Origin of the sequence: Streptococcus sp. HF-2466 (assembly GCF_015594645.1) — a bacterium.
Taxonomy (GTDB): Bacteria; Bacillota; Bacilli; order Lactobacillales; family Streptococcaceae; genus Streptococcus; species Streptococcus anginosus.
Genome location: NZ_JADNQU010000001.1, coordinates 517,325 through 537,497 on the forward strand (window position 1 = coordinate 517,325; position 20,173 = coordinate 537,497).

Here is a 20,173-nt window from a genome sequence, read left to right on the forward strand (position 1 = left end):
CTCCCACTAGGAATAATTATTTTATATTATACAATTTTACAAAAATTCATGCAATAGTTTTTATAAAAATATGTAAGAAAATATAACATTACCGGTTTTCGTTTACTATTTCACATATGTATTCGCCAAAAAATCCAAAGCATAAAAAAGCGATGAATTTCATCAATCCAACGCTTTTGATTTTAGCAAAAGAAAAACTCCATCCGAAGATAGAGTTTTAGATTCTAAATTAAAGTGAGTTAACATCAACCTTAATACCCACACCTTGAGTAGTGGTGATAGTAAGATTTGTCATGTAAGTTCCTTTTACTGTAGCTGGTTTAGCTTTTGCAATCACATCGTGGAATGCTTTGAAGTTTTTAACCAACTTATCAGCGTCAAATGAAACTTTACCAATGATAGCTTGTACGTTACCTGCACGATCTGCACGGTAAGTAATTTTACCGCCTTTAGATTCTTCAACTGCTTTTGCAACATCCATTGTTACAGTACCAGTTTTAGGGTTTGGCATCAAGTTACGTGGTCCAAGGATACGTCCAAGACGTCCAACAAGTGCCATCATATCAGGTGTAGCAATTACGACATCAAAGTCAAGCCAGCCACCGTTGATTTTTGCAACGAGGTCATCTTCACCAACGAAGTCTGCACCAGCAGCTTTTGCTTCTTCTGCTTTTGCACCACGTGCAAAAACAAGCACACGTTGAGTTTTACCAGTTCCGTTTGGAAGAACCATTGCACCACGGATTTGTTGATCCGCTTTTTTCACATCAATGTTCAAATTATAAGCAACTTCTACAGTTGCGTCAAATTTTGCAAAGTTTGTTTCTTTTGCAAGTGCTACAGCTTCTTCTACACTGTATGCTTTTGTGCTGTCGATTTTTTCAAGAGCAGCACGAAGTTGTTTGCTTTTTTTAGCCATTTTCTATTCTCCTTGTAAGTGGTTCAATCGATTTTCATCTCCCACGTCCTTCTCGAAATGATGAAGTCTTGCGGGTTTGGGTGTTATTGATTAGTCAACAACAGTGAATCCCATAGAACGAGCAGTACCTTCGATCATACGCATTGCAGACTCAAGGTTTGCAGCGTTCAAATCTGGCATCTTAGTTTCAGCAATTTCTTGTACTTGTGCACGAGTAACTGTTGCAACTTTTGTTTTGTTTGGTGTACCTGATCCTTTTTCAACACCTGCAGCTTTTTTCAAAAGAACAGCAGCTGGTGGTGTCTTTGTTACGAAAGTAAATGATTTGTCTTCATATACTGAGATAACAACTGGGATAATCATACCAGCTTGATCAGCTGTACGAGCGTTGAACTCTTTCGTGAATCCCATGATGTTGATACCGGCTTGACCAAGCGCAGGACCAACTGGTGGAGCTGGAGTAGCTTTACCAGCAGGGATTTGCAATTTTACAAGTTTTTCGACTTTTTTAGCCATTTTTAAATCCTCCTTTGTGGTTTTGGCGGTAATGTAAGATTTTTACCTCCCACAAGTATGCCTCTTGCATACCTTTCTATTATACACTAAAACGACTAAATTGCAAGAAAAAATACTAAAAAAATTCTCTATCTTTCTCGATTTTTGTGGTAAAATATGTGTATGACATTATTAAAAATCGCATCTATTTTATTTATCTTTTTAACTATTATTTTGACCATTATTATTACTAAATTATTTCGCTTGAAACGATTTGGCTTGAATTTTGCAGATTTGGCTTTTCCACTTTTTGTGTTAGAATTCTATGTCATCTCTGATAGAGCTTTCTACCACAGTTTCTTGCCAGAATTAGCATTAGCCCTTTCTGCCTTAGCAATTGCCATTACTGTCTACTTTCTTCGAGTTAAACGCAGTTTTTACTATCCTAAGTTCTTTAAATTTTTCTGGCGAGCTGGTTTTATTTTGACCTTCTTTCTCTACCTCGCCATGGTGATTGGCTTATTTTTAACAAAATAATAAAAAATATCGGACAGACTCATCTGCTTCCGATATTTTTATATTTAATATTTTGTTGAGAACTTATCAAATAGAGCAAATAACTTATTTGTTATGAATTGAAACAGTCTCATGAGTGATTCTAACATTAAGGAGAGAATGACTGTGAGGATAATGGTAATCGGTGAGATTTTGGATAACAAAAAGATAGAGTGAAATAACAAGCCCGAAATCACCAAGCCGATGATGTTAAAGAGTACGACAATGGTTTTCATTCGATTGAACGGCTGAATAAGCTTGATGATGATAATGAAACCAACCACTGCTAATAAGATAACAGATGATGTCGCAACTTCTTGCGTGGATAATCGAAAAATCCGACCACAAGCCATGACAATCAAAACTGCCAATAAATCAACAAAAGCTGCTGGTATCGCATTCTGTAAAACCGTTCTGATGAAACGCCCTCGAATGCGCTGCTTGTTGGGCTCCAAAGCTAACATAAATCCAGGTATACCAATAGTGAACGCACTAATCAAGGAAACTTGTGATGCTTGCAAAGGATAGGTAAAAGCAAACAAACTGGACAAAATAGCTAGTGAAATGGAAAAGATATTTTTTACAAGAAATAAACTAGCGGAACGTTGAATGTTATTGACAACCCTACGTCCTTCTGTCACAATATGCGGCATATGCGAAAAGTCAGAATCCAGCAAAACAACTTGTGCAATCTGTTTGGTAGCATCGTTGCCAGATTCCATAGCAATGCTGCAATCTGCAATCTTCATTGCTAAAATATCATTTACACCGTCACCTGTCATTGCAACTTTATGTTGATTAGCTTGAAGTGCTTGAACTAATTTTTGTTTCTGTTGAGGGGTCACTCGACCAAAGACCGTATATTTTTCAACTGCTTGAGTGATTTTTTCATCAGTATCCAAGTTTTGCGCATCTACATAATTTTCAGCATGAGGAATCTCTGCTTTGGTAGCCACTGCAGCAACTGTGACAGGATTATCTCCTGAAATAACTTTGACTTCCACACCTTGAACATCAAAATATGAAAAGGTCTCGGCTGCATTTTCTCGAATTGGATTTTCTAATAAGATGAAGAGTAGGGGTTCTACTGTTTGAGTCAAATCACCTGTAAATGGCTGATCTTTTGATTCAGCAAAAACAAGAACCCTTGATCCACTTTCTGCATATTGTTGAAAATAGCTGCGATATTCTTCCAGCTTTTCTTTTAATACAAACTCTGGAGCACCTAAAATAAAATTGCCTTCTTTGAAAGAAATAGCACCAAACTTGGTCTTTGAACTAAACGGAAGGGTTTTCACTACGGTCCAAGCCTTTTCTACTACTTCTGAAACAAAAAAGTCTCGAATCGCTGCAATCGTTTCATTTTCATCTGGACTTGCTGCCAGATATTGTTTAAGAGCTTCCTGCGAAGCATTCTTGTCTTGCTGAACAGAAAGTACTTGTGCAACTTTCATCGTATTTTCCGTAATGGTTCCTGTCTTATCTACACACAAAACATCTACACGAGAAAGAGACTCAATTCCTTTCATGCTATTTAACAAAACTTTCTGCCTTGCTAGACTAGCTGCTCCCAAAGCCAGCGCCAGAGTCATCAAAAGATAAAGCCCTTCTGGAATCATCCCAATAATAGCTCCTACCGTGGAGACAATACTAACTTGAAAACTTTCGTGATTGGTCACATAACTTTGGAAAAATAGAAGAAGCCCTAAAGGAATAATCAAAAATCCAATCACTTTAACCAAATTATTGACCGAACGTACCATTTCAGATTCTTCTTTTCCAGAGACTTCTTTTGCTTTCAACGTCAGTTGATTGATATAGGATTCATCACCTACTTTTTCCAAGCGAGCATAGGCTTTACCAGATACGACAAAACTGCCTGACATAACTGTATCACTTATTTGCTTTGCTATTTCATCCGCTTCTCCTGTCAACTGTGATTCATTGACTTTCAATTCACCTGATACAATCTTAGCATCTGCATAGATTTGGTCCCCTGCCGAGAAAAGAACGATATCATCTTGTACTAAATCTTTTGTCTCTAGTTGGATTTCTTTACCGTCTCGCACTGCAATCGCTGTGTAGTGATGAAGTAACTGCATGTTGCTCAATATTTTGCGCGCTCTAAGCTCTTGAACAATTCCAATCAAAGAATTGATAATAACAATAGGTAAAAAAAGTAAATTATTCCATGATTGTACAATAACTAGCAACATAGCAAGGACAAAAAATATAAAATTAAAATAAGTAAACACATTCGACTGAATGATTTGCCAAGTTGTTTTTTCCGTGCTAACTGTTACTTTATTGACTAAGCCTTTTTGAATTCGTTCTTCGACCTCTTGTTGGCTAAGCCCTGTGTATATCTGTTCTGACATATAGCCTCCATTCACAAATCATATTAGTATTCTATCAAAAAAGTTATCCTTAGGTCATAGAAAAGTCATAAAACTGGAAAACATGAGATTTTTCATACCTTTTCTACAAAACTTTAAAATAGAACAGCTACAGAAAAATCCCAACAGAAATTTGTTGGGAAAGGATGTTACATTTTTTAAACAGCACCTATTTTAGTTATTCAATAAAACTCTTCTTGGCTTGGTGCCTTCTGCTGGTCCGATAACACCAGCAGCTTCTAGCTCTTCCATAAGCCGAGTTGCACGATTAAATCCGACAGACAATCGACGTTGGAGCATTGAAGCACTCGCTTTTTGCGTCTCGATGACTAAAGCCTTGGCTTCTTCAAAGAGTGGATCTCCTTGTTCACTCTCACTACCTGAATCCATGTCATTTTCAGATACTTCGCCTGGGTCAAAATTATCATCATAATCTGCTTCGGCTTGATTTTTAACAAAAGTGACAATGCGCTCTACATCTTCATCGGAAATAAATGATCCTTGCAGACGGACAGGATGATTTTCATCAATCGGCTTAAAGAGCATATCCCCACGTCCCAAGAGTTTCTCGGCACCATTTTCATCTAGAATCGTTCGGCTATCAGTTCCGCTAGAGACAGCAAAAGCAATTCGTGACGGAACATTTGCCTTGATGAGTCCAGAAATAACATCAACTGACGGACGTTGGGTAGCTAAAATCATATGAATCCCAGCTGCTCGAGCTTTTTGTCCCAAGCGAATAATAGCGTCTTCCACTTCTCTGCTGGCTACCATCATAAGGTCTGCCAACTCATCCACAATGACCACAATCAAAGGAAGAGGAACTTGTTTATATTCTGGTTGACTAGCATTGTACTCGGCTACTTTGACATTGTAACCAGCAATATTGCGAGCACCAACCTTAGAAAAGAGCTCATAGCGATTTTCCATTTCATCGACCACTTTTTGCAAAGCCCGACTCGCTTTGCGAGGATTGGTCACAACAGGGATCAGTAAGTGGGGAATATCATTATAGACAGACAATTCGACCATTTTAGGATCGACCATCATGAACTTGACTTCATCTGGTCGTGCTTTCATGAGAATACTAGCAATAATACCGTTGACTGCAACGGATTTCCCTGAACCAGTCGAACCTGCTACTAACAAATGAGGCATCTTTGCCAAATCAAATGTCCGAACAGAGCCATTGACGGCTTTTCCTAGAGGAATTTCGAGTAATTTCTTATCATCTGTCTTAGACTGCTCCCAAAGCTCACGGAAAGTAACCGTCGCAATCTCGGAATTCGGAACTTCAATTCCGACTAAAGATTTGCCCGGAATAGGTGCCTCAATTCGCACATCTTTGGCAGCCAAAGCCAGAGCTAAATCGTCAGCCAGATTGGAAATGCGATTGACCCGCACTCCGACAGCTGGCTTGACCTCGTACTTAGTCACAGACGGTCCGATTTCAGCACGTTCAACGCTAGCACGAATGCCAAAACTAGCAAATGTTTCTTCCAAAATCTTGATATTTTCGCGGACAATTTTCTTTTCTTTGGATTGATTTTTAGGCTTGTCTGGCGCAAACAAATTGATTGTTGGAAGTTTGTAATCTAAACTTTCTTTGGGTGTGAAATTAACCTCAACATCTTCATCTGTGTTATCTCGCTGCTCTTCTTTGTGTTGTTTCTCAGACAAACTCTCATCATAATCATAAATTTCTGGCTCTGCTTCTTCAAACTGAATCGGCGTATGAACTAAGACCTCATCATCTAAAATTTCTCCCGTTTCAGAATCAATTTGTGGCTCGTCTTGCTCTACCTGAATAGCATTCATCGCTGCTTGCGCAGCTTTTTCTTCTTTTTCCACAAATCGTTGTTGGCGCTTCGCTTCTCGCTTTTCATTCCATGTATGATAAACTTCACTTAACTTTTCAAAAATATCATAAATTGAATATGGACTGATAAGAAGGAAACCTAACAATATCAAGAGAACACCAATAAAGTAAGAACCAATATTTGAAAATAAAAAGGCCACAGGAGCATAAAGAGCAGCTCCTAATAAACCGCCACCAGCAAAAGTACTGACTTTAAATGAGCTTAAATCTGTTAAAATCCGTGACAAGGTTATACTCAGAACCTGTCCTTTTAAATTTAAAACATTTACAAAATAAGCTTGAAATATAAGTAGCAAGCCAATAAAAATACTGAAAAAGCCTGATTTATAGCCTTCATGCTTATTGACCCACTTAAAAAAGAAAAGATAAATGAGACTACCTATAATAGCCATATAGGCCAAACTTCCTACTAATAATCGAATAAGGTTGTAAAGAGTGATTCCAACGGCACCCCATTTTAAGGCTGCAAAAAGAAGCAAAAAAGCAACTCCGAAAGTTACTAACATCCTTCGAATAGCTTTTTGACGCTCTAATTCTGCTTTTGTCGGCCGTCGTGTTGTTCGGCCTTGTCTACTATTTTTCTTATTTGCCATAACCTTTATTATATCATAAGTTAGCTGCTAATCCAATGAAAGAAAAAAGCAGAAGTTCCATGTTTCCACTTTTTAAACAACATTGTTTACTTCCAAATCACATCATCGTCTCCGTCATCTTCTGGCAAGACAAACCACAAAATCAAATAAGGAATAAAGCCGATTCCATATACAAAAAATGCTACTCCCCAAATCAGTCGTACAATGGTAGGATCAATGTCAAAATAATTTGCTATACCTGCACAGACACCCGCAATTTTCTTATTTCGCACATCTCTTGTCAATCGTTTAGCCATTCTCTGTCCCTCCTTTATAAATCTATTATAACATAAATTTTTTACCATTAAATAAATATCATAAAGAATTTCCATGAACCGATTGTCAAACGTTCATCGTCAGCAAGATTAAAAAAGTTGCTATTGCAGTTGACCTAGAATAAAGCGAGAAATTGGTCCGACAATCAGAAAATTCAAGAGAAAAGCCACAATAAAATTGGTTAGCCAAGTTCCTAGATAATTGGCTAGTGAAAGCGGTACGCTATTAAAAAATATACCATAAAAAGGCATCGGTGAAACCATGGTCAGAACCATACCACCTGAAACAACGAGGATCTTCTGCCAAGGTTTACGGCGTTCTGTTAAAAATTTAAAAGCAACTCCCTTCACAACTGGTCCTGCCACAAGAAGGTCTAAGAGAAAAGCGGTAATCAATCCAGGAACATATCCCATTGCTAGATGAACCCATGAAAAATATCCTACAACGGACAGGTTCCAAATGCTCATTCCAAATACCATCATGCTGCACATAAGTGCTGTAAAAAATAATGATTTCTTAAAATTCTTCGGCATAAAAACTCCATTTCTTTGTTGATAAACGCTATTTTAGCACAAAAAATTTTTTCTCGTAAGCAAATTTACAAAACCTTTCATAAGAAAATGTTTTCATACTTTAAACGATTGATCTATCTTTACATCAAAAAGGGACCCCGATAATGAATTTCAGTTAGTATAGACACTTTTCAAAAGGTTTGAAAAATTAGCTTGTTTATAGTAAAATGTGAATAGTTTTAAATTCAGAAAGGACATGTATGAAAAAATTACTTATCTTAGGATTCGTAGCAGGATTATTTTTGACAGGCTGCACAAACTTACAAAGAGCGATTAGGGGAAATGATTATGTAGACTCCAGCCTTGCTTCCGAATCCAGCTCAAAAGCAGCTGAAAAACAAAAAGAAGCGCAAAAAGCTGCTTTGACAGACAAAAACGCGCATTTCCCACAGTTGGCTGACAAGGTCGCTGACGATGAAGCAGAAGTGAAAATGACAACGACAGAAGGTGTTATTTCTATGAAACTCTTTCCAAAATACGCACCACTTGCAGCTGAAAATTTCTTAACGCATGCTAAAGAAGGGTATTATAACGGCGTGACTTTCCATCGTGTCATTAAGGATTTTATGATTCAAACAGGAGACCCTAAGGGAGACGGTACTGGTGGTGAATCCATTTGGAAAGGCAAAAATTCTAAGATCGACTCTGGAAGTGGCTTTAAAACAGAGATTTCGTCTTATCTCTACAATATCCGTGGCGCATTAGCCATGGCTCGTTCTTCCAATCCAAATTCCAACGGTAGTCAATTTTTCATCAACCAAAACACCAAGGACAGTTCGAGTCAACTCTCTAGCACAATTTATCCTGAAAAAATTATTGAAGCCTATAAAAAAGGTGGAAATCCAAGTTTAGATGGAAATTACACTGTCTTTGGGCAAGTCATTTCTGGCATGGATGTCGTGGATAAAATCGCTACGACTGAGACAGGCGAAAACGACAAACCCAAAAAAGAAATCAAAATCGAGAAAATTGAAGTCATTAAGGACTATACGCTTAAGAAATAATTACAAAACGAAGAGGCTGGGACAAAAGTCCGACCTCAAATATAAAAAGCGAACAAAACTAGTTTTCTGGTAATCAGAATTCTGCTTTGTTCGCTTTTCGCATTTAATTATAGATTTGAAGGGCTTAATAATTAAGATTTTTAAAAATTGAAATCTTTTTGTCCCAAACTCTCGTTTACTTTCTAGAATAAAACTCAATACGCAGTAGTTGAGCGCTCTATATGCACTGATGCTATCAGCTTTTACAGACTTACTCCTCATTTTCTTTATTCTCACATTAATTGATTAAAATCCCAAATCTGATCTACCCATCCTTCGTAGAAGTCAGGCTCATGGCAGACCATGAGAATACTGGCTTTGTACGCTTGGAGAGCGCGTTTGAGTTCATCTTTGGCATCCACATCGAGGTGATTCGTAGGCTCATCCAGTACTAAGACATTATTTTCTCGGTTCATCAGGAGACAAAGTCGAACCTTAGCCTGCTCACCTCCTGAGAGAACCTGAATCTGGCTTTCAATATGCTTTGAAGTCAGACCGCAGCGAGCCAGAGCAGCACGAACCTCTGCTTGATTGAGCGAGGGAAAAGCATCCCAAACAGCTTCCAGAGGGGTCTGGCGATTACCACCAGCTGTCTCTTGCTCAAAATAGCCCAATTCCAGATAGTCTCCACGCTCAACTTCCCCAGCGATTGGTGGTATAATCCCCAAGAGACTCTTCAAAAGAGTTGTTTTCCCAATCCCATTTGCCCCGATGATGGCCACTTTCTGATTGCGCTCAAAGGTCAGATTAAGAGGCTGGGTCAGTGGACAGTCATACCCAATCTGCAAGTCCTTGGCTTGGAAAATAAAGCGCCCTGGTGTGCGGGCAGGTTTGAAATCAAAAGATGGCTTTGGTTTCTCACTTTGCAGCTCAATAATGTCCATCTTATCCAGCTTTTTCTGGCGGGACATGGCCATATTACGGGTCGCCACACGGGCTTTATTGCGAGCTACAAAGTCCTTGAGGTCTGCAATTTCCTTCTGCTGACGCTCATAAGCTGCTTCCAGCTGAGATTTTTTCATCTCGTAGACTTCTAAGAATTGATAATAATCCCCAGAATAGCGGGTCAACTGCTGATTTTCCACATGGTAGACGATATTGATCACGTCATTCAAGAAAGGAATATCATGCGAGATTAGAACAAAGGCATTTTCATAGTTCTGTAGGTAACGCTTGAGCCAGTCAATGTGCTCCGCATCCAGATAGTTGGTCGGCTCGTCCAAAAGCAGGATATCCGGCTTTTCCAAAAGCAGCTTGGCCAAGAGAACCTTGGTCCGCTGGCCACCAGATAGCTCCGTCACATCACTTTCCATACCGTAGTCCATGACGCCCAGCGCCCGTGCGACTTCATCAATCTTGGCATCCAGAGTATAGAAATCCCGACTCTCTAAGCGATCCTGCAGCTCGCCCACTTCCTCCATAAGAGCATCAACATCTGCTCCGTCTTCTGCCATAGCTAGATATATCTCATTGATTCGAGACTCAGTCTTGAAAAGCTCATCAAAAGCCGTCCGCAACACATCACGTACAGATTGACCTTCTTTCAACACAGCATGCTGATCTAAGTAACCAGCTGTCACATACTTAGACCACTCAACCTTGCCTTCATCTGGCAACAATTGACCAGTTACAATGCTCATAAAGGTGGACTTCCCTTCGCCGTTGGCTCCAACTAAGCCGATATGCTCGCCCTTCAGCAGACGAAAGGATACATCCTCAAAAATAGCCCGGTCTCCAAAACCGTGGCTGAGATTTTTTACTTCTAAGATACTCATCTTTTCTCCTCTATCATTGATTACAGTTTCTTGATTATACCATCAAAAGGGATTTTTTGGCAAGGTAGAACAAATGAAAAGCGAGACTGCTTCATTCTCGTTTGCTTTCATCTAATTCAAATGATGGGTGTGTTTGGTAATCCACTGGGTTAGCTTGATATTAAGCCAAAAACCATAAATGCCAAAAGTAATGATCGTCAAGAGCCACCACTTCACCCAATTTCCAAAAAGCTGCATCGCAGTACCATCAAAATAGAGACGGTGTCCGTCAATGACTGTGTGCTTAATCTTCCAATTATACAGGATACACATGCCCCAAGGAGCACAGATACCCAACGTCAAGACAGTAATCAAAATGGCTAAGATGACATGACCAATGTAAGAAAAGAGGCCACCGTCGAAATAAGATTCTTTATACACTATATTCCCCTTGTCTAAACTAATTCTTTCAGAAATTGAATCAGAGTGTCTGCTGAGCGCTTGCCAGCTTCATGGATAAATTCATCAAATGTGACATTGGCATCATGGCTAGCTGTATCACTCATGGCCCGAATAACCATAAAAGGTAGCCCAATTGAATGCGTAGCCTGAGCGACAGCTGCGCCCTCCATCTCAACCGCTAGAACATCTGGAAAATGCTGCTTAATGGCTTGAATCTTGTCTTGTCCCGCAATAAAACTGTCTCCTGTTGCAATTAAGCCAACGCGACTCGTCTGATGTGTTTTTTCTAAAATCTTTTTCATTTCAGAAACCAAATAACGGCTCGCTTCAAAATAAAGTGGCTGGCGTGCCATTTGTCCGTATTCATAGCCAAAAGCTGTTACATCTACATCATGGTATACTAGCCGATCAGCAACCACAACATCACCGATTTGCAAGCCTTCAGCTACTGCACCAGCAGAACCTGTATTGATGACAGCCGTCACTTTAAACTCATTGACCAAAACAGCCACGCTCATAGCAGACATAACCTTGCCGATCCCGCTTTCCACCAGCACGACTTCATGTCGACCGATACTTCCTGTATGGTAAACATGCCCCAAACGTAAGTGTTTTTCGGCATTTTCCAAGTTTTCCACTAAGATTTTTAGTTCCTCAGGCATGGCCGCAATAATTCCGATTTTCATTATTTCCTCTCATTCTATCACAAAAAAAGCGAAAGTCGAGCTTATCGCTTTTTATAGCCAAATAATAGCAGCAATCAAAGCAATCAAAAGCAGGACAATCCAAAATAGAATTTTGTTTAATTTTGCTTGGAATACTCCGCGTTTTGCATTTTCAATGCGTCGGCTTTTGGTTACCGTTGGTTCCACATCAATTTGCAGCGTATCTTGATTGAAGCCACTATTTTGAGAGGAATAACCAAACTGGCTTCTAGTCGTTTTTAAAATTTTGGTTTCTTCCTCATCATGCAAAGGTGGACCTGAAATATCTTCACCACGATTTGCCCTTTCAATCATTTCATCTGTTAATAAAGGTCTTCCCATAAGCATCCCCCTATCTTCGATTCATTTTCATTTCCCAATATTGGAGTGCAATAATGGTTTTTGCATCACAAATATCACCACTAGCAAGGAAAGCTTTCGCTTCTTCCAAGGTCACTTCATAGAGTTCTAAGGTCTCGTCTTCATCTTGTGGACGAGGATTTTCAACTTTTGTCAAATGGCTAGCGCTATAAAGTTTGATTCGCTCATTGCAAAAGCCAATCGCCGAATAGAAATCATAAAGCAGTTCTAACTCACCTGTATAACCCGTTTCTTCTTCTAATTCGCGCAAAGCTGCAGCCTCAGGATCCGCATTTTCACCAACTTCTAACTTGCCAGCTGGAATTTCATAAGAGGTTGCTTCAATAGCTTTGCGGTACTGCTTAACCAAAATCATTTTGTCTTCTGGTGTTAGCGCGATAACCGCCACAGCTCCATTATGGAAAATCAAATCACGGTAAGCTGTTCCTTTCCCCGCCGGCAACTGGACTTCGTCTTTTACAAGTTTAAAAATAGGCCCTTGGTAAATTTCTGTTCGTTTTAGTGTTTTTTCTTCAAAATCCATAGCCATTCCTACTTATTATCTGGATGATGCGGCAAGCGTTTAGCGTATTCTTCTTTATTGATCTGACGACCACGACCAAGAGCAATCGCATCAGCTGGCACATCCTTTGTAATGGTTGAGCCTGCACCTACGAGAGAATTGTCCCCAAGTTCTATCGGCGCAATAATGGTCGAATTAGAACCTACAAAGACATTGTTCCCAATGACAGTCTTAAACTTGTGCTGTCCATCATAATTAACTGTAATTGTTCCAGCACCAAAATTGACATTCGCACCCACTTCAGAATTACCAATGTAAGTCAGATGCCCAGCTTTGGTATTTTCACCGATAGAAGAACCTTTCACTTCAACGAAATTACCAACATGTACATTTTTAGCAAGGCTTGAATCTGGGCGAACATGAGCGTAAGGTCCCACCGTTACACCGTCTGCAACTGTAGACTCTTCAATCATAGAATTGGTAATAACCGTTTGTTCACCGATAGCAGAGTCAACAATATACGTACCGTTTGTCAGAATGCTGCCTGCGCCAATTTTCGTTTGCCCTTTCAAGCTAACATTAGCTTCAATTTGTACTTCTGGTTCAATCTGTACATCTACATCGATATAAGTCGCTTCTGGATTTACAAAGCTAACACCATTCACCATATGCGCTTGGTTGATTCGGCGACGCATAATACTTTCTGCCGTTGCCAATGCCACGCGGTCATTGACACCAAGACTTTCATCAAAATCTTTCAGAGTATAAGCGCCGACTTTTTCGCCATTCTCACGGAAAATGCCGATTACATCTGTGATGTAGTATTCTCCTTGCGCATTGTTGGTATTGATATTTTTCAGGGCTTCAAAAAGACGGGCGTTATCAAAAACATACGTTCCTGTATTGATTTCTTTGATTTGCTTTTCAAAATCCGAAGCATCCTTTTGCTCCACAATTTTGATCACTTCTTCATGCTGATTACGGACAATCCGCCCATAACCAAATGGATTTTCCGCTTCTGCTGTCAAAATCGTTGCAACATTTTTGTGGTTGATATGAAAGTTAATCAAATTTTTCAGGCTTTCTCCTGTGATTAAAGGAGTGTCTCCTGCAATGACTAATGTTTGCCCTGCCAAACCTTCCAGCACAGGCTCTGCCATCATCACAGCATGACCAGTTCCTAATTGCTCCGTTTGACGAACAAACTCTGTCTGCCCCGCCAATACTTGCTCCACCAGCTCTGCCTTGTGTCCGACCACTGTCACAGTCTTTTCTGGTGCAATGGCAGCAACACTTCTAAATACATGTTCTAACATCGAAATTCCAGCAACTTTGTGAAGCACTTTTGGTAAATCTGATTTCATGCGAGTGCCTTTTCCAGCTGCTAAAATAATTGCATAGTTTGTCATAAATCGTCTCTTTTCTCTAAGATGTCACTACTATTATATCATTAAACAAAATTTTTTTAAATGAGGAATTAAAAAAGAAATAGGGCGTTCAGCTGTCTATTCCGAATAAATCTGTCTGAAAAGTGCCAATACTTTTCTAGAGAAGACCCTTTTCATGGAAAAATAACGTTTTTCTTCTCAAAAACATCATTTCCTGCAGAGAATTTGATTTTTTGCTCATAAAAAGTCCAGACCACATAAAAAGGTTCGCGACTTATTAAAAAAACATAAATACTACATGTTAAAATTCGGATTTCACTACAAACGAGTGCTTCCTCCATGAGAAATTTGTCCCCTTTTATCTGGGAGAAGTCAGAATCCATGGTTATTCTTGCCAGCTGTCATAGGAGGCTGGGAAAAATTCCTTGTTCGTGTCGGATTTTTTCTAAGTGAATATAAGGCACAGTCTTCTAATCTATCGGATAAACCTTGCAAAACTCCTCCAAGACCACGCCCATCTCCTCTGAGAAAGCTAAGCCGGCTTCAGCCATCCATTCCGTGAAGAGCTCCTCATGCACCTGCCGCCAATAAGCCAAAGATTTATCTCCCTCTCCTTCTTTAAAAGCGTGCTCTGCAGACACTTGATTGAAAGGAACAACCGTTACCTTGGTCACCTTAATGATACAGACAGCCTGACCTTGACCGTCTAAAATCACATCAAACGTTCCTGCTTGAGGAATCGGCTCGCCATCTATCTGATACAAATCGTAGGCAGAAGCTGTCGCAGTCTTCTCTCCTTTTAAAACTAAATCCGCCAGCTGATCTGGCTCTACACCAAAAGCCCAGGCATCTATTTCATCGCCGATTGTGGGGTTGATTGTTTTGTATTCATTCCATAATTGTTCTGGTGTCATAGTTTCTCCTATCTGTTACTGATTTCAACTCATAAGCTGGATAAGCTCCTAAACATTGATAGCCTAGCTTCTCAGCTATTTTCTTTGAGGCTTCATTGTGGGCGTCCCAGAGCGGAAAAACGCCGCATTGCAGGGATGCCAAAATCATCTTCGCCCCAAGAACAGTGGCTAAGCCCTGCTGTTGATAAGTCGGTTTTGTTGCAATCTCAATTTCAATGGCTTTTTGGTAGACAAGTGCTGTCGAGACCCCAGCGACGATTTCCTCACCCTTTCGGATCACAAAGCCAAAAGCTCCGCCTTCTTGAAAATCTTTAAAAGTTGCAAAATTCCCCTGCAAATCCTGAGACCATTCTTCCTGAGCCAGTTTTTGATAGGTTTTTGGGTCGATTACCTCAATAACGAGCGGCTCCGATAGCTGCTCCACGATGTTTTTCAAAACCTTGTCATCAAAATCTGCCTCATCTTTAAAAGCATAGCGGGTAAAGGTAGATAAGGCTGGACAAGAGGATAAGCAGGCCTGCCAAGAAGCCTCTTCAGATATGAGAATGCGGTAGTCTGGCTTACAAAAGTCCCTATAATCCGCCAGTAATGCCATATCTGCCTGCCCAGCCAAAAATAGAAAATCTCCTTGTTCATACAAAACGGCAGTCTCGTCTTCATTTGTATAAAACTGCCCTAACTTCGCCTTCAAACCATATCTCACCATGTTCTTTTGCCAATGTTGGAAACATTCCTGCGGTCTTGTCTCAATGCTCACTGCTTTCATTCTGCTTGCTTCCTCACTTCAAACTCCAGCCACCGTCAATCTTGACAATCTCGCCCTGCATGGGTTGGGCTTTTCCTGAGGCGAGAAAGAGGGTCAGCTCGGCAACTTCTTCTGGTTCTATCCAACGCTTGATGGGAGTTTCGTCTGCTACCCATTGGGCTAAGCCTCCCGGCTCAAAATCTGCTGCTGTCATACTTGTTTTAACTGCGCCCGGTGCAATCCCAAAAACCTGCACTCCCTGCTCCGCATAGTCTAGTGCCAACTGCTTGGTAAAGCCGGCCAAAGCATGTTTGGAGGAAGTGTAGGCATGACCACCACCGCCAGCTAAGCTAGATGCAATCGAGCACATATTGATGATAATGCCTGATTGTTTCTTCAGCATCTGCGTCAGATAATAACGAGTTAGCTCTACTGGTGTTACATAGTTAATCTCGAAAATTTCTTGGATTTCCTGAGCGGATTGCTCAAGAAGTGGCTTGTAATCATCCAGCACTCCAGCTGTATTGCAGAGGACATCTACCTGAGGACACCAGTCAAAAATGGGCTGAAACCCCAGTATCAAGTCTTGTTGAAAAAAATGAAAATCCCCTGTCAAACTTGGTTTTTCAGAGCGGTCTACACCATATACGCGCCAGCCATTTTCCAAAAAAAGCTGCGCCTGAGCCAGACCAATCCCTGAGCCAACACCTGTCACCAAAACCGTCCTAGTCATGGACTTCCACCCAGTCATCTGCTAATATGTCACAAGGCGTCGGACTCCACATGGAAAAGCCTTCTCCCTCGCCTGATACATTGATGAGAAAATAAGGCGTCACTTCAAGCGCCACTCCGTTCTGCTCAATGCTGTCAAAAAGCTGGACATAATTCTCAGCACCGCCCCAGCCTATGCGGACATATTTCTTTTTGGCTTTCAAACCCGGTAAAATTTCTTCAAATGTCATGATATACCTCTTTCTGCTTTTCATATTACTAGTATAGCAAAATATATTGCCAATCGCTGGTTTTTCCTTGCTTTTTGTTGCTACTTCTGTTAGACTTGTAAGAGTAAATGAATTTTGAGTGAGTATTTTTGTTTTTCATCTTTACTTTTTCTATTTTTTACGTAACATTTTAGAGAAAGGAAGTAAGATGTATGGCACAAGGTACAGTAAAATGGTTCAATGCTGAAAAAGGCTTCGGCTTTATTTCACAAGAAAACGGACCAGACGTTTTTGCTCACTTTTCAGCGATTCAATCCGACGGATTCAAATCACTGAACGAAGGTGAAAAAGTAACTTTTGACATTGAAGAAGGTCAACGTGGTCTTCAAGCAATCAATATCACAAAATTAGCATAAGATAAAAGAGACTGGAAATCCCAGCCTCTTTTTTTCTCAAATAACGACAACTGCAACAGAAATCAATCTCATACTTTTCCTATAGACCGTCAAAATTGCAAATAAAATCAAAGCTCTAACTTCACTTTTTATCTGCTTTCGCTTTCAGCAAACGGATGAACTCTTTATTACTTCCCTTATTTATAATGGCATTCATGACTATCTTTCTTTGTAATAACTTGTCGAGACTATCTTTTGGAATTTGGTCTAATAATTCTTCCCAATTGCGTTTCGTTAAACGGTTCAAATTCTTTAAGGCACTTGCTTCCGCTCTTTTTCTTGCGGCTTCATGTTTAGGATAGCCAATACCAAACTCACCATCAAATAATTTATCCAATGTATATTGCAGGTTCAATTGACCTTGCCAACCAAAATTTAAGCCTAATGGCAGGGAAGCAACATTTCCTCCATTGATTCGTCCAAAGAGGAATGCGTCTTGAGGGGTCTCTATATAGCCACACAAAAGACCTGGTAAACTATTACAGGCAAGCATCATACCTTGACCTGAAGAGCAACCTGTTACAACAAAATCTACTGCTCCACTTTCTATTAAGAGACTAATCAACATTGCTATTTCGACATAAGAATACTGCTCATCCTCGTCTTCAAAAATTCCAAAATTCAGCACTTCATCAGACGATTGGACTGCCTTTTTTACAGATTCAAATAGCAGAGCATTCATATTTTTCCGACTAGTTCCTTGGATAACTGCAACTCTCATTTCAACTCCTTTTCCATTTTGACAAAAAGGTAAATATCTCCGTTACTTTCCTGTGGCTGCCGTCCAATCACGTTGAAACCACAATTGAGATAAAGCCTTTGAGCTCTTTGATTAAAATCAGCAACTGAGAGAGTCAGGATTTTTGCTGAAAGATTTTCCTCGATAAAACGCAAAATGATTTGTAAAAACTCTTTGCCTTGACCTTTGCCACAATACTCTGGCTTCATGCCTAAACCTAGCTCCTGCTTGGCCTTGTCAACTGGAAAAAGGCAAAAAAAGCCATATAATTCATCATTTTTGAGAACCTGATAATAGTGATCACCACGCGCTTCAGGAGATAAAATTTCTTCATAATCCTCAGAATCTGCTTGCATATCATAAAAAGCATAGATGCCTTCGTAATGCCAATGATTCGCAATTTCTTCTGCATTGCTTTGACTTAATGGTTCAATTTTCATAGATTTCCTTTCTTAAAATTTCCAATAAAAACGTTTCTGATTAGCTTTCTCCTCACAGCCCAGTTTTCGATAAAATTCATGGGCTTCAGTTCGAGAAATGCCAGAGTTTATGCGAATACCTGCATAGCCTGCAGCTGAACCCTCTTCACGCACAGCCTGCATCAGCGCTTTGCCATATCCCTGACCTTGAAAATCTTTGTCAACTGCTAATGCCAACAGGTTGAGTAAAGGAGGAAAATAGAGGCAATCATAGCTAGCTGCATGGGCATAGCCGACAATCTTTCCTGCCACATTTTCTGCCACCAAGATAAAATGATCTGACCTATCCAACAGCTCTGATAGTTTCTGACGAGTTTCTATCAAGCCAAAATCATAGCCGAGAGCAGTTGCATTGATTTCCTGAATAGCCGCTGCGTCTGAAAGTTCTGCTGGTCGTATCATATTCGCACCTCTTTTTCTTTCTATTATAACAAAAAACAGCCTAAGTGGCTGTCTGGATTAAAGCTCATCAATTGATTTCCGAATGTTGGTAGCCATAGATAAAATAAATAATTGTTCCGACTAGTAAGGCAAGCCCGAATGCCATCCATGTGTCAAAGCCATATTGGGTCATGAAAGACAGACAGATAATAATGGATAAGATTGGCGTCAGAGGCACCAGAGGAGTTTTAAATTCCCCTGCTTGAGGAAGTCCTTTATCCTTGCGCAACTTCAAAATAGCCACTGCTAACAAAATCAGATAAGCCAAGGTGCAGATATTTAGAAAGGATGCGATACTGGCTAGCGGAAAAATACCAGCACAAATAGCCGCTACAATTCCTACCAAAATCGTAGCATTTTTCGGTACCCGACTAGTGGCAGTTAATTTTCTGAAAGACTTTGGCAACAAACCGTCACGCGCAATGCCGTAAATCATACGCGACAGAGCATAAGTCATGGAAATGCAAACGGTAATCAAAGTTAAAATCGCTACCACTGACACATAATTAGCCGCCCAGCTAAGCCCAGCACTGCGAAGCGCAAAGGCGACAGCATCTGCTACATCTAGCTTGCTATAGTGAACAATCCCTGTCAAAACTAGTGTCACCAATATATAAAGCACCGTTACAATAGACAAAGACAGCACAATCCCTCGTGGAACATTCTTTTGTGGCTCCTTAATCTCGTCCACTGCCATAGAAATAGACTCGAAACCAAGAAAGGCAAAGAACATCAGAGAAGCACCAGCCATAATTCCAACATTGCCACCATATAATTTTCCAAAGCCAAATGGGGCAAAATGAGACCAATTTTCAGGTTTAATAAAGAAAATACCTACAAAGATAAAAAGGGCAAGCGCCGAAAACTTCAAGACAACCAAAGCAGAATTAAATCGCAGAGCTGCTTTAGAATTTAATAAAACCACACCTGTTACAAATACCAAAACAAGAATCGGCAGTAAGTCTACATAGGTTCCCACTTGTGGATTAAAGGTTCCATTGAGCGCTCCTGGCATACTCAAACCAAATCCATTCAGCAAGCCTTTCAAATAGGAAGCCCAACCAGAGGCAACACTAGATACCGCCGTCATAAATTCCATAATGGTCAGCCAACCTGCTATCCAAGCTGGAAATTCTCCAAGAACAGCATAGAGATAGCTATAAGCACCTCCATTTGCAGGAATTCTTGACGCAAATTCTGCATAAAAGAAAGCAGAAATACTCACGCAAAGAGCAGAAATAATAATCGAAACCACCAAAGCTGGACCAGCTAGAGTTGCAGCCGCCGTTCCGGTAATCGTGAAAATACCCGTTCCCACCATAGCGCCAATCCCTAACAAAATCAAATCAAGCAATCGTAAATGACGACGCATGCCAGTCCGATCTCTACTGACATCTTTTTTACGAAAAATATTCATCCTAAACTCCAATTTATTAGATTGAATTATTCTACCATAAAAGCAATCAAAAAGGAATCAAACGTCCCTCTTTTTTGTTAAATA

At 40.1% G+C, this 20,173-nt stretch carries 23 protein-coding genes; 3 read left to right on the top strand and 20 right to left on the bottom strand.

The genetic code is table 11. The annotated features are described in order from the left end of the window. Positions 1 to 229 precede the first annotated feature (229 nt). Positions 230 to 919 (bottom strand): 50S ribosomal protein L1, encoded by a 690-nt coding sequence (gene rplA, locus IYQ91_RS02510; RefSeq protein ID WP_195672969.1) that lies wholly within the window; start codon positions 917 to 919, stop codon positions 230 to 232. A gap of 90 nt (positions 920 to 1,009) precedes the next feature. Then, positions 1,010 to 1,435 (bottom strand): 50S ribosomal protein L11, encoded by a 426-nt coding sequence (rplK, locus tag IYQ91_RS02515; protein ID WP_003025466.1) that lies wholly within the window; start codon positions 1,433 to 1,435, stop codon positions 1,010 to 1,012. Between the two features lie 162 nt (positions 1,436 to 1,597). On the opposite strand from rplK, the gene IYQ91_RS02520 reads away from it, so the two are divergent. After that, positions 1,598 to 1,951 (top strand): DUF3397 family protein, encoded by a 354-nt coding sequence (locus IYQ91_RS02520; RefSeq protein WP_037593826.1) that lies wholly within the window; start codon positions 1,598 to 1,600, stop codon positions 1,949 to 1,951. A gap of 44 nt (positions 1,952 to 1,995) precedes the next feature. On the opposite strand, the gene IYQ91_RS02525 is transcribed toward IYQ91_RS02520, so the two are convergent. From IYQ91_RS02525 to IYQ91_RS02540, 4 genes are all read right to left on the bottom strand, one after another. Further along, positions 1,996 to 4,347: an HAD-IC family P-type ATPase gene (locus tag IYQ91_RS02525; protein ID WP_195672970.1), complete on the bottom strand. Its 2,352-nt coding sequence runs from the start codon at positions 4,345 to 4,347 to the stop codon at positions 1,996 to 1,998. 192 nt (positions 4,348 to 4,539) lie between these two features. Further along, positions 4,540 to 6,837: a DNA translocase FtsK gene (locus tag IYQ91_RS02530; protein WP_195672971.1), complete on the bottom strand. Its 2,298-nt coding sequence runs from the start codon at positions 6,835 to 6,837 to the stop codon at positions 4,540 to 4,542. A gap of 86 nt (positions 6,838 to 6,923) precedes the next feature. After that, on the bottom strand, positions 6,924 to 7,133 hold the full coding sequence (locus tag IYQ91_RS02535; protein WP_195672972.1) for a PspC domain-containing protein: 210 nt from the start codon (positions 7,131 to 7,133) through the stop codon (positions 6,924 to 6,926). A 120-nt stretch (positions 7,134 to 7,253) separates the two neighbouring features. Continuing rightward, positions 7,254 to 7,685: a DUF2798 domain-containing protein gene (locus IYQ91_RS02540; RefSeq protein WP_195672973.1), complete on the bottom strand. Its 432-nt coding sequence runs from the start codon at positions 7,683 to 7,685 to the stop codon at positions 7,254 to 7,256. A gap of 239 nt (positions 7,686 to 7,924) precedes the next feature. Between IYQ91_RS02540 and IYQ91_RS02545 the strand changes: the two genes are divergently transcribed. Next, entirely contained in the window at positions 7,925 to 8,728 is an 804-nt protein-coding gene (locus tag IYQ91_RS02545) for a peptidylprolyl isomerase (protein WP_195672974.1), read from the top strand. Positions 8,729 to 9,000: 272 nt separating this feature from the next. Here the strand turns inward: IYQ91_RS02545 and IYQ91_RS02550 are convergent, their stop codons facing one another. The 10 genes from IYQ91_RS02550 to IYQ91_RS02595 all read right to left on the bottom strand — a co-directional run bounded on the left by IYQ91_RS02550 (position 9,001) and on the right by IYQ91_RS02595 (position 16,579). Further along, positions 9,001 to 10,542, bottom strand: a complete 1,542-nt coding sequence (locus tag IYQ91_RS02550; RefSeq protein WP_195672975.1) for an ABC-F family ATP-binding cassette domain-containing protein — start codon at positions 10,540 to 10,542, stop codon at positions 9,001 to 9,003. Between the two features lie 111 nt (positions 10,543 to 10,653). Continuing rightward, the gene (locus IYQ91_RS02555) at positions 10,654 to 10,962 is read right to left on the bottom strand and encodes a DUF898 family protein (protein WP_021001434.1); all 309 of its coding nucleotides are present in this window, start codon (positions 10,960 to 10,962) and stop codon (positions 10,654 to 10,656) included. Positions 10,963 to 10,976: 14 nt separating this feature from the next. Further along, positions 10,977 to 11,669, bottom strand: coding sequence for a 5'-methylthioadenosine/adenosylhomocysteine nucleosidase (locus tag IYQ91_RS02560; RefSeq protein WP_195672976.1), 693 nt, complete (start codon positions 11,667 to 11,669; stop codon positions 10,977 to 10,979). Positions 11,670 to 11,720: 51 nt separating this feature from the next. Further along, entirely contained in the window at positions 11,721 to 12,029 is a 309-nt protein-coding gene (gene macP, locus IYQ91_RS02565) for a cell wall synthase accessory phosphoprotein MacP (protein WP_022526867.1), read from the bottom strand. 10 nt (positions 12,030 to 12,039) lie between these two features. Next, on the bottom strand, positions 12,040 to 12,591 hold the full coding sequence (locus tag IYQ91_RS02570) for an NUDIX hydrolase (RefSeq protein ID WP_195672977.1): 552 nt from the start codon (positions 12,589 to 12,591) through the stop codon (positions 12,040 to 12,042). 8 nt (positions 12,592 to 12,599) lie between these two features. Then, positions 12,600 to 13,979: a bifunctional UDP-N-acetylglucosamine diphosphorylase/glucosamine-1-phosphate N-acetyltransferase GlmU gene (gene glmU / locus IYQ91_RS02575; protein WP_195672978.1), complete on the bottom strand. Its 1,380-nt coding sequence runs from the start codon at positions 13,977 to 13,979 to the stop codon at positions 12,600 to 12,602. Positions 13,980 to 14,428: 449 nt separating this feature from the next. After that, positions 14,429 to 14,872: an ASCH domain-containing protein gene (locus tag IYQ91_RS02580; protein WP_049517199.1), complete on the bottom strand. Its 444-nt coding sequence runs from the start codon at positions 14,870 to 14,872 to the stop codon at positions 14,429 to 14,431. Continuing rightward, positions 14,847 to 15,638: a GNAT family N-acetyltransferase gene (locus tag IYQ91_RS02585; RefSeq protein ID WP_195672979.1), complete on the bottom strand. Its 792-nt coding sequence runs from the start codon at positions 15,636 to 15,638 to the stop codon at positions 14,847 to 14,849. The genes IYQ91_RS02580 and IYQ91_RS02585 overlap by 26 nt, the downstream gene beginning before the upstream one ends. A gap of 13 nt (positions 15,639 to 15,651) precedes the next feature. Further along, on the bottom strand, positions 15,652 to 16,350 hold the full coding sequence (locus tag IYQ91_RS02590; protein ID WP_195672980.1) for a 3-oxoacyl-ACP reductase: 699 nt from the start codon (positions 16,348 to 16,350) through the stop codon (positions 15,652 to 15,654). Further along, the gene (locus IYQ91_RS02595; RefSeq protein WP_003025500.1) at positions 16,343 to 16,579 is read right to left on the bottom strand and encodes a DUF2829 domain-containing protein; all 237 of its coding nucleotides are present in this window, start codon (positions 16,577 to 16,579) and stop codon (positions 16,343 to 16,345) included. The genes IYQ91_RS02590 and IYQ91_RS02595 overlap by 8 nt, the downstream gene beginning before the upstream one ends. A 191-nt stretch (positions 16,580 to 16,770) precedes the next feature. Between IYQ91_RS02595 and IYQ91_RS02600 the strand changes: the two genes are divergently transcribed. Then, positions 16,771 to 16,974 carry a cold-shock protein gene (locus IYQ91_RS02600; RefSeq protein WP_003025526.1) on the top strand — a complete coding sequence of 68 codons (204 nt, stop codon included), beginning with the start codon at positions 16,771 to 16,773 and terminating at the stop codon, positions 16,972 to 16,974. A 121-nt stretch (positions 16,975 to 17,095) separates the two neighbouring features. On the opposite strand, the gene IYQ91_RS02605 is transcribed toward IYQ91_RS02600, so the two are convergent. The 4 genes from IYQ91_RS02605 to IYQ91_RS02620 form a co-directional block, all read right to left on the bottom strand. Further along, positions 17,096 to 17,734 (bottom strand): RpiB/LacA/LacB family sugar-phosphate isomerase, encoded by a 639-nt coding sequence (locus tag IYQ91_RS02605; RefSeq protein WP_195672981.1) that lies wholly within the window; start codon positions 17,732 to 17,734, stop codon positions 17,096 to 17,098. Beyond that, on the bottom strand, positions 17,731 to 18,192 hold the full coding sequence (locus tag IYQ91_RS02610; protein WP_195672982.1) for a GNAT family N-acetyltransferase: 462 nt from the start codon (positions 18,190 to 18,192) through the stop codon (positions 17,731 to 17,733). Before IYQ91_RS02610 ends, IYQ91_RS02605 begins: the two co-directional genes overlap by 4 nt. Before the next feature lie 12 nt (positions 18,193 to 18,204). Further along, positions 18,205 to 18,633, bottom strand: coding sequence for a GNAT family N-acetyltransferase (locus tag IYQ91_RS02615; RefSeq protein ID WP_195672983.1), 429 nt, complete (start codon positions 18,631 to 18,633; stop codon positions 18,205 to 18,207). Between the two features lie 67 nt (positions 18,634 to 18,700). Next, positions 18,701 to 20,089 (bottom strand): APC family permease, encoded by a 1,389-nt coding sequence (locus IYQ91_RS02620; protein WP_195672984.1) that lies wholly within the window; start codon positions 20,087 to 20,089, stop codon positions 18,701 to 18,703. Positions 20,090 to 20,173: the final 84 nt, after the last annotated feature.

What these genes read in the sequence shown, in the direction of transcription:
- IYQ91_RS02560 (WP_195672976.1), bottom strand. Translation starts at nt 11,669, where the DNA reads ATGAAAATCGGAATTATTGCGGCCATGCCTGAGGAACTAAAAATCTTA.
- IYQ91_RS02540 (WP_195672973.1), bottom strand. Translation starts at nt 7,685, where the DNA reads ATGCCGAAGAATTTTAAGAAATCATTATTTTTTACAGCACTTATGTGC.
- IYQ91_RS02615 (WP_195672983.1), bottom strand. Translation starts at nt 18,633, where the DNA reads ATGATACGACCAGCAGAACTTTCAGACGCAGCGGCTATTCAGGAAATC.
- IYQ91_RS02610 (WP_195672982.1), bottom strand. Translation starts at nt 18,192, where the DNA reads ATGAAAATTGAACCATTAAGTCAAAGCAATGCAGAAGAAATTGCGAAT.
- IYQ91_RS02550 (WP_195672975.1), bottom strand. Translation starts at nt 10,542, where the DNA reads ATGAGTATCTTAGAAGTAAAAAATCTCAGCCACGGTTTTGGAGACCGG.
- IYQ91_RS02605 (WP_195672981.1), bottom strand. Translation starts at nt 17,734, where the DNA reads ATGAGAGTTGCAGTTATCCAAGGAACTAGTCGGAAAAATATGAATGCT.
- IYQ91_RS02595 (WP_003025500.1), bottom strand. Translation starts at nt 16,579, where the DNA reads ATGACATTTGAAGAAATTTTACCGGGTTTGAAAGCCAAAAAGAAATAT.
- IYQ91_RS02580 (WP_049517199.1), bottom strand. Translation starts at nt 14,872, where the DNA reads ATGACACCAGAACAATTATGGAATGAATACAAAACAATCAACCCCACA.
- glmU (WP_195672978.1), bottom strand. Translation starts at nt 13,979, where the DNA reads ATGACAAACTATGCAATTATTTTAGCAGCTGGAAAAGGCACTCGCATG.
- macP (WP_022526867.1), bottom strand. Translation starts at nt 12,029, where the DNA reads ATGGGAAGACCTTTATTAACAGATGAAATGATTGAAAGGGCAAATCGT.
- IYQ91_RS02535 (WP_195672972.1), bottom strand. Translation starts at nt 7,133, where the DNA reads ATGGCTAAACGATTGACAAGAGATGTGCGAAATAAGAAAATTGCGGGT.
- IYQ91_RS02525 (WP_195672970.1), bottom strand. Translation starts at nt 4,347, where the DNA reads ATGTCAGAACAGATATACACAGGGCTTAGCCAACAAGAGGTCGAAGAA.
- IYQ91_RS02590 (WP_195672980.1), bottom strand. Translation starts at nt 16,350, where the DNA reads ATGACTAGGACGGTTTTGGTGACAGGTGTTGGCTCAGGGATTGGTCTG.
- IYQ91_RS02600 (WP_003025526.1), top strand. Translation starts at nt 16,771, where the DNA reads ATGGCACAAGGTACAGTAAAATGGTTCAATGCTGAAAAAGGCTTCGGC.
- IYQ91_RS02620 (WP_195672984.1), bottom strand. Translation starts at nt 20,089, where the DNA reads ATGAATATTTTTCGTAAAAAAGATGTCAGTAGAGATCGGACTGGCATG.
- rplA (WP_195672969.1), bottom strand. Translation starts at nt 919, where the DNA reads ATGGCTAAAAAAAGCAAACAACTTCGTGCTGCTCTTGAAAAAATCGAC.
- IYQ91_RS02570 (WP_195672977.1), bottom strand. Translation starts at nt 12,591, where the DNA reads ATGGATTTTGAAGAAAAAACACTAAAACGAACAGAAATTTACCAAGGG.
- IYQ91_RS02530 (WP_195672971.1), bottom strand. Translation starts at nt 6,837, where the DNA reads ATGGCAAATAAGAAAAATAGTAGACAAGGCCGAACAACACGACGGCCG.
- IYQ91_RS02520 (WP_037593826.1), top strand. Translation starts at nt 1,598, where the DNA reads ATGACATTATTAAAAATCGCATCTATTTTATTTATCTTTTTAACTATT.
- rplK (WP_003025466.1), bottom strand. Translation starts at nt 1,435, where the DNA reads ATGGCTAAAAAAGTCGAAAAACTTGTAAAATTGCAAATCCCTGCTGGT.
- IYQ91_RS02585 (WP_195672979.1), bottom strand. Translation starts at nt 15,638, where the DNA reads ATGAAAGCAGTGAGCATTGAGACAAGACCGCAGGAATGTTTCCAACAT.
- IYQ91_RS02545 (WP_195672974.1), top strand. Translation starts at nt 7,925, where the DNA reads ATGAAAAAATTACTTATCTTAGGATTCGTAGCAGGATTATTTTTGACA.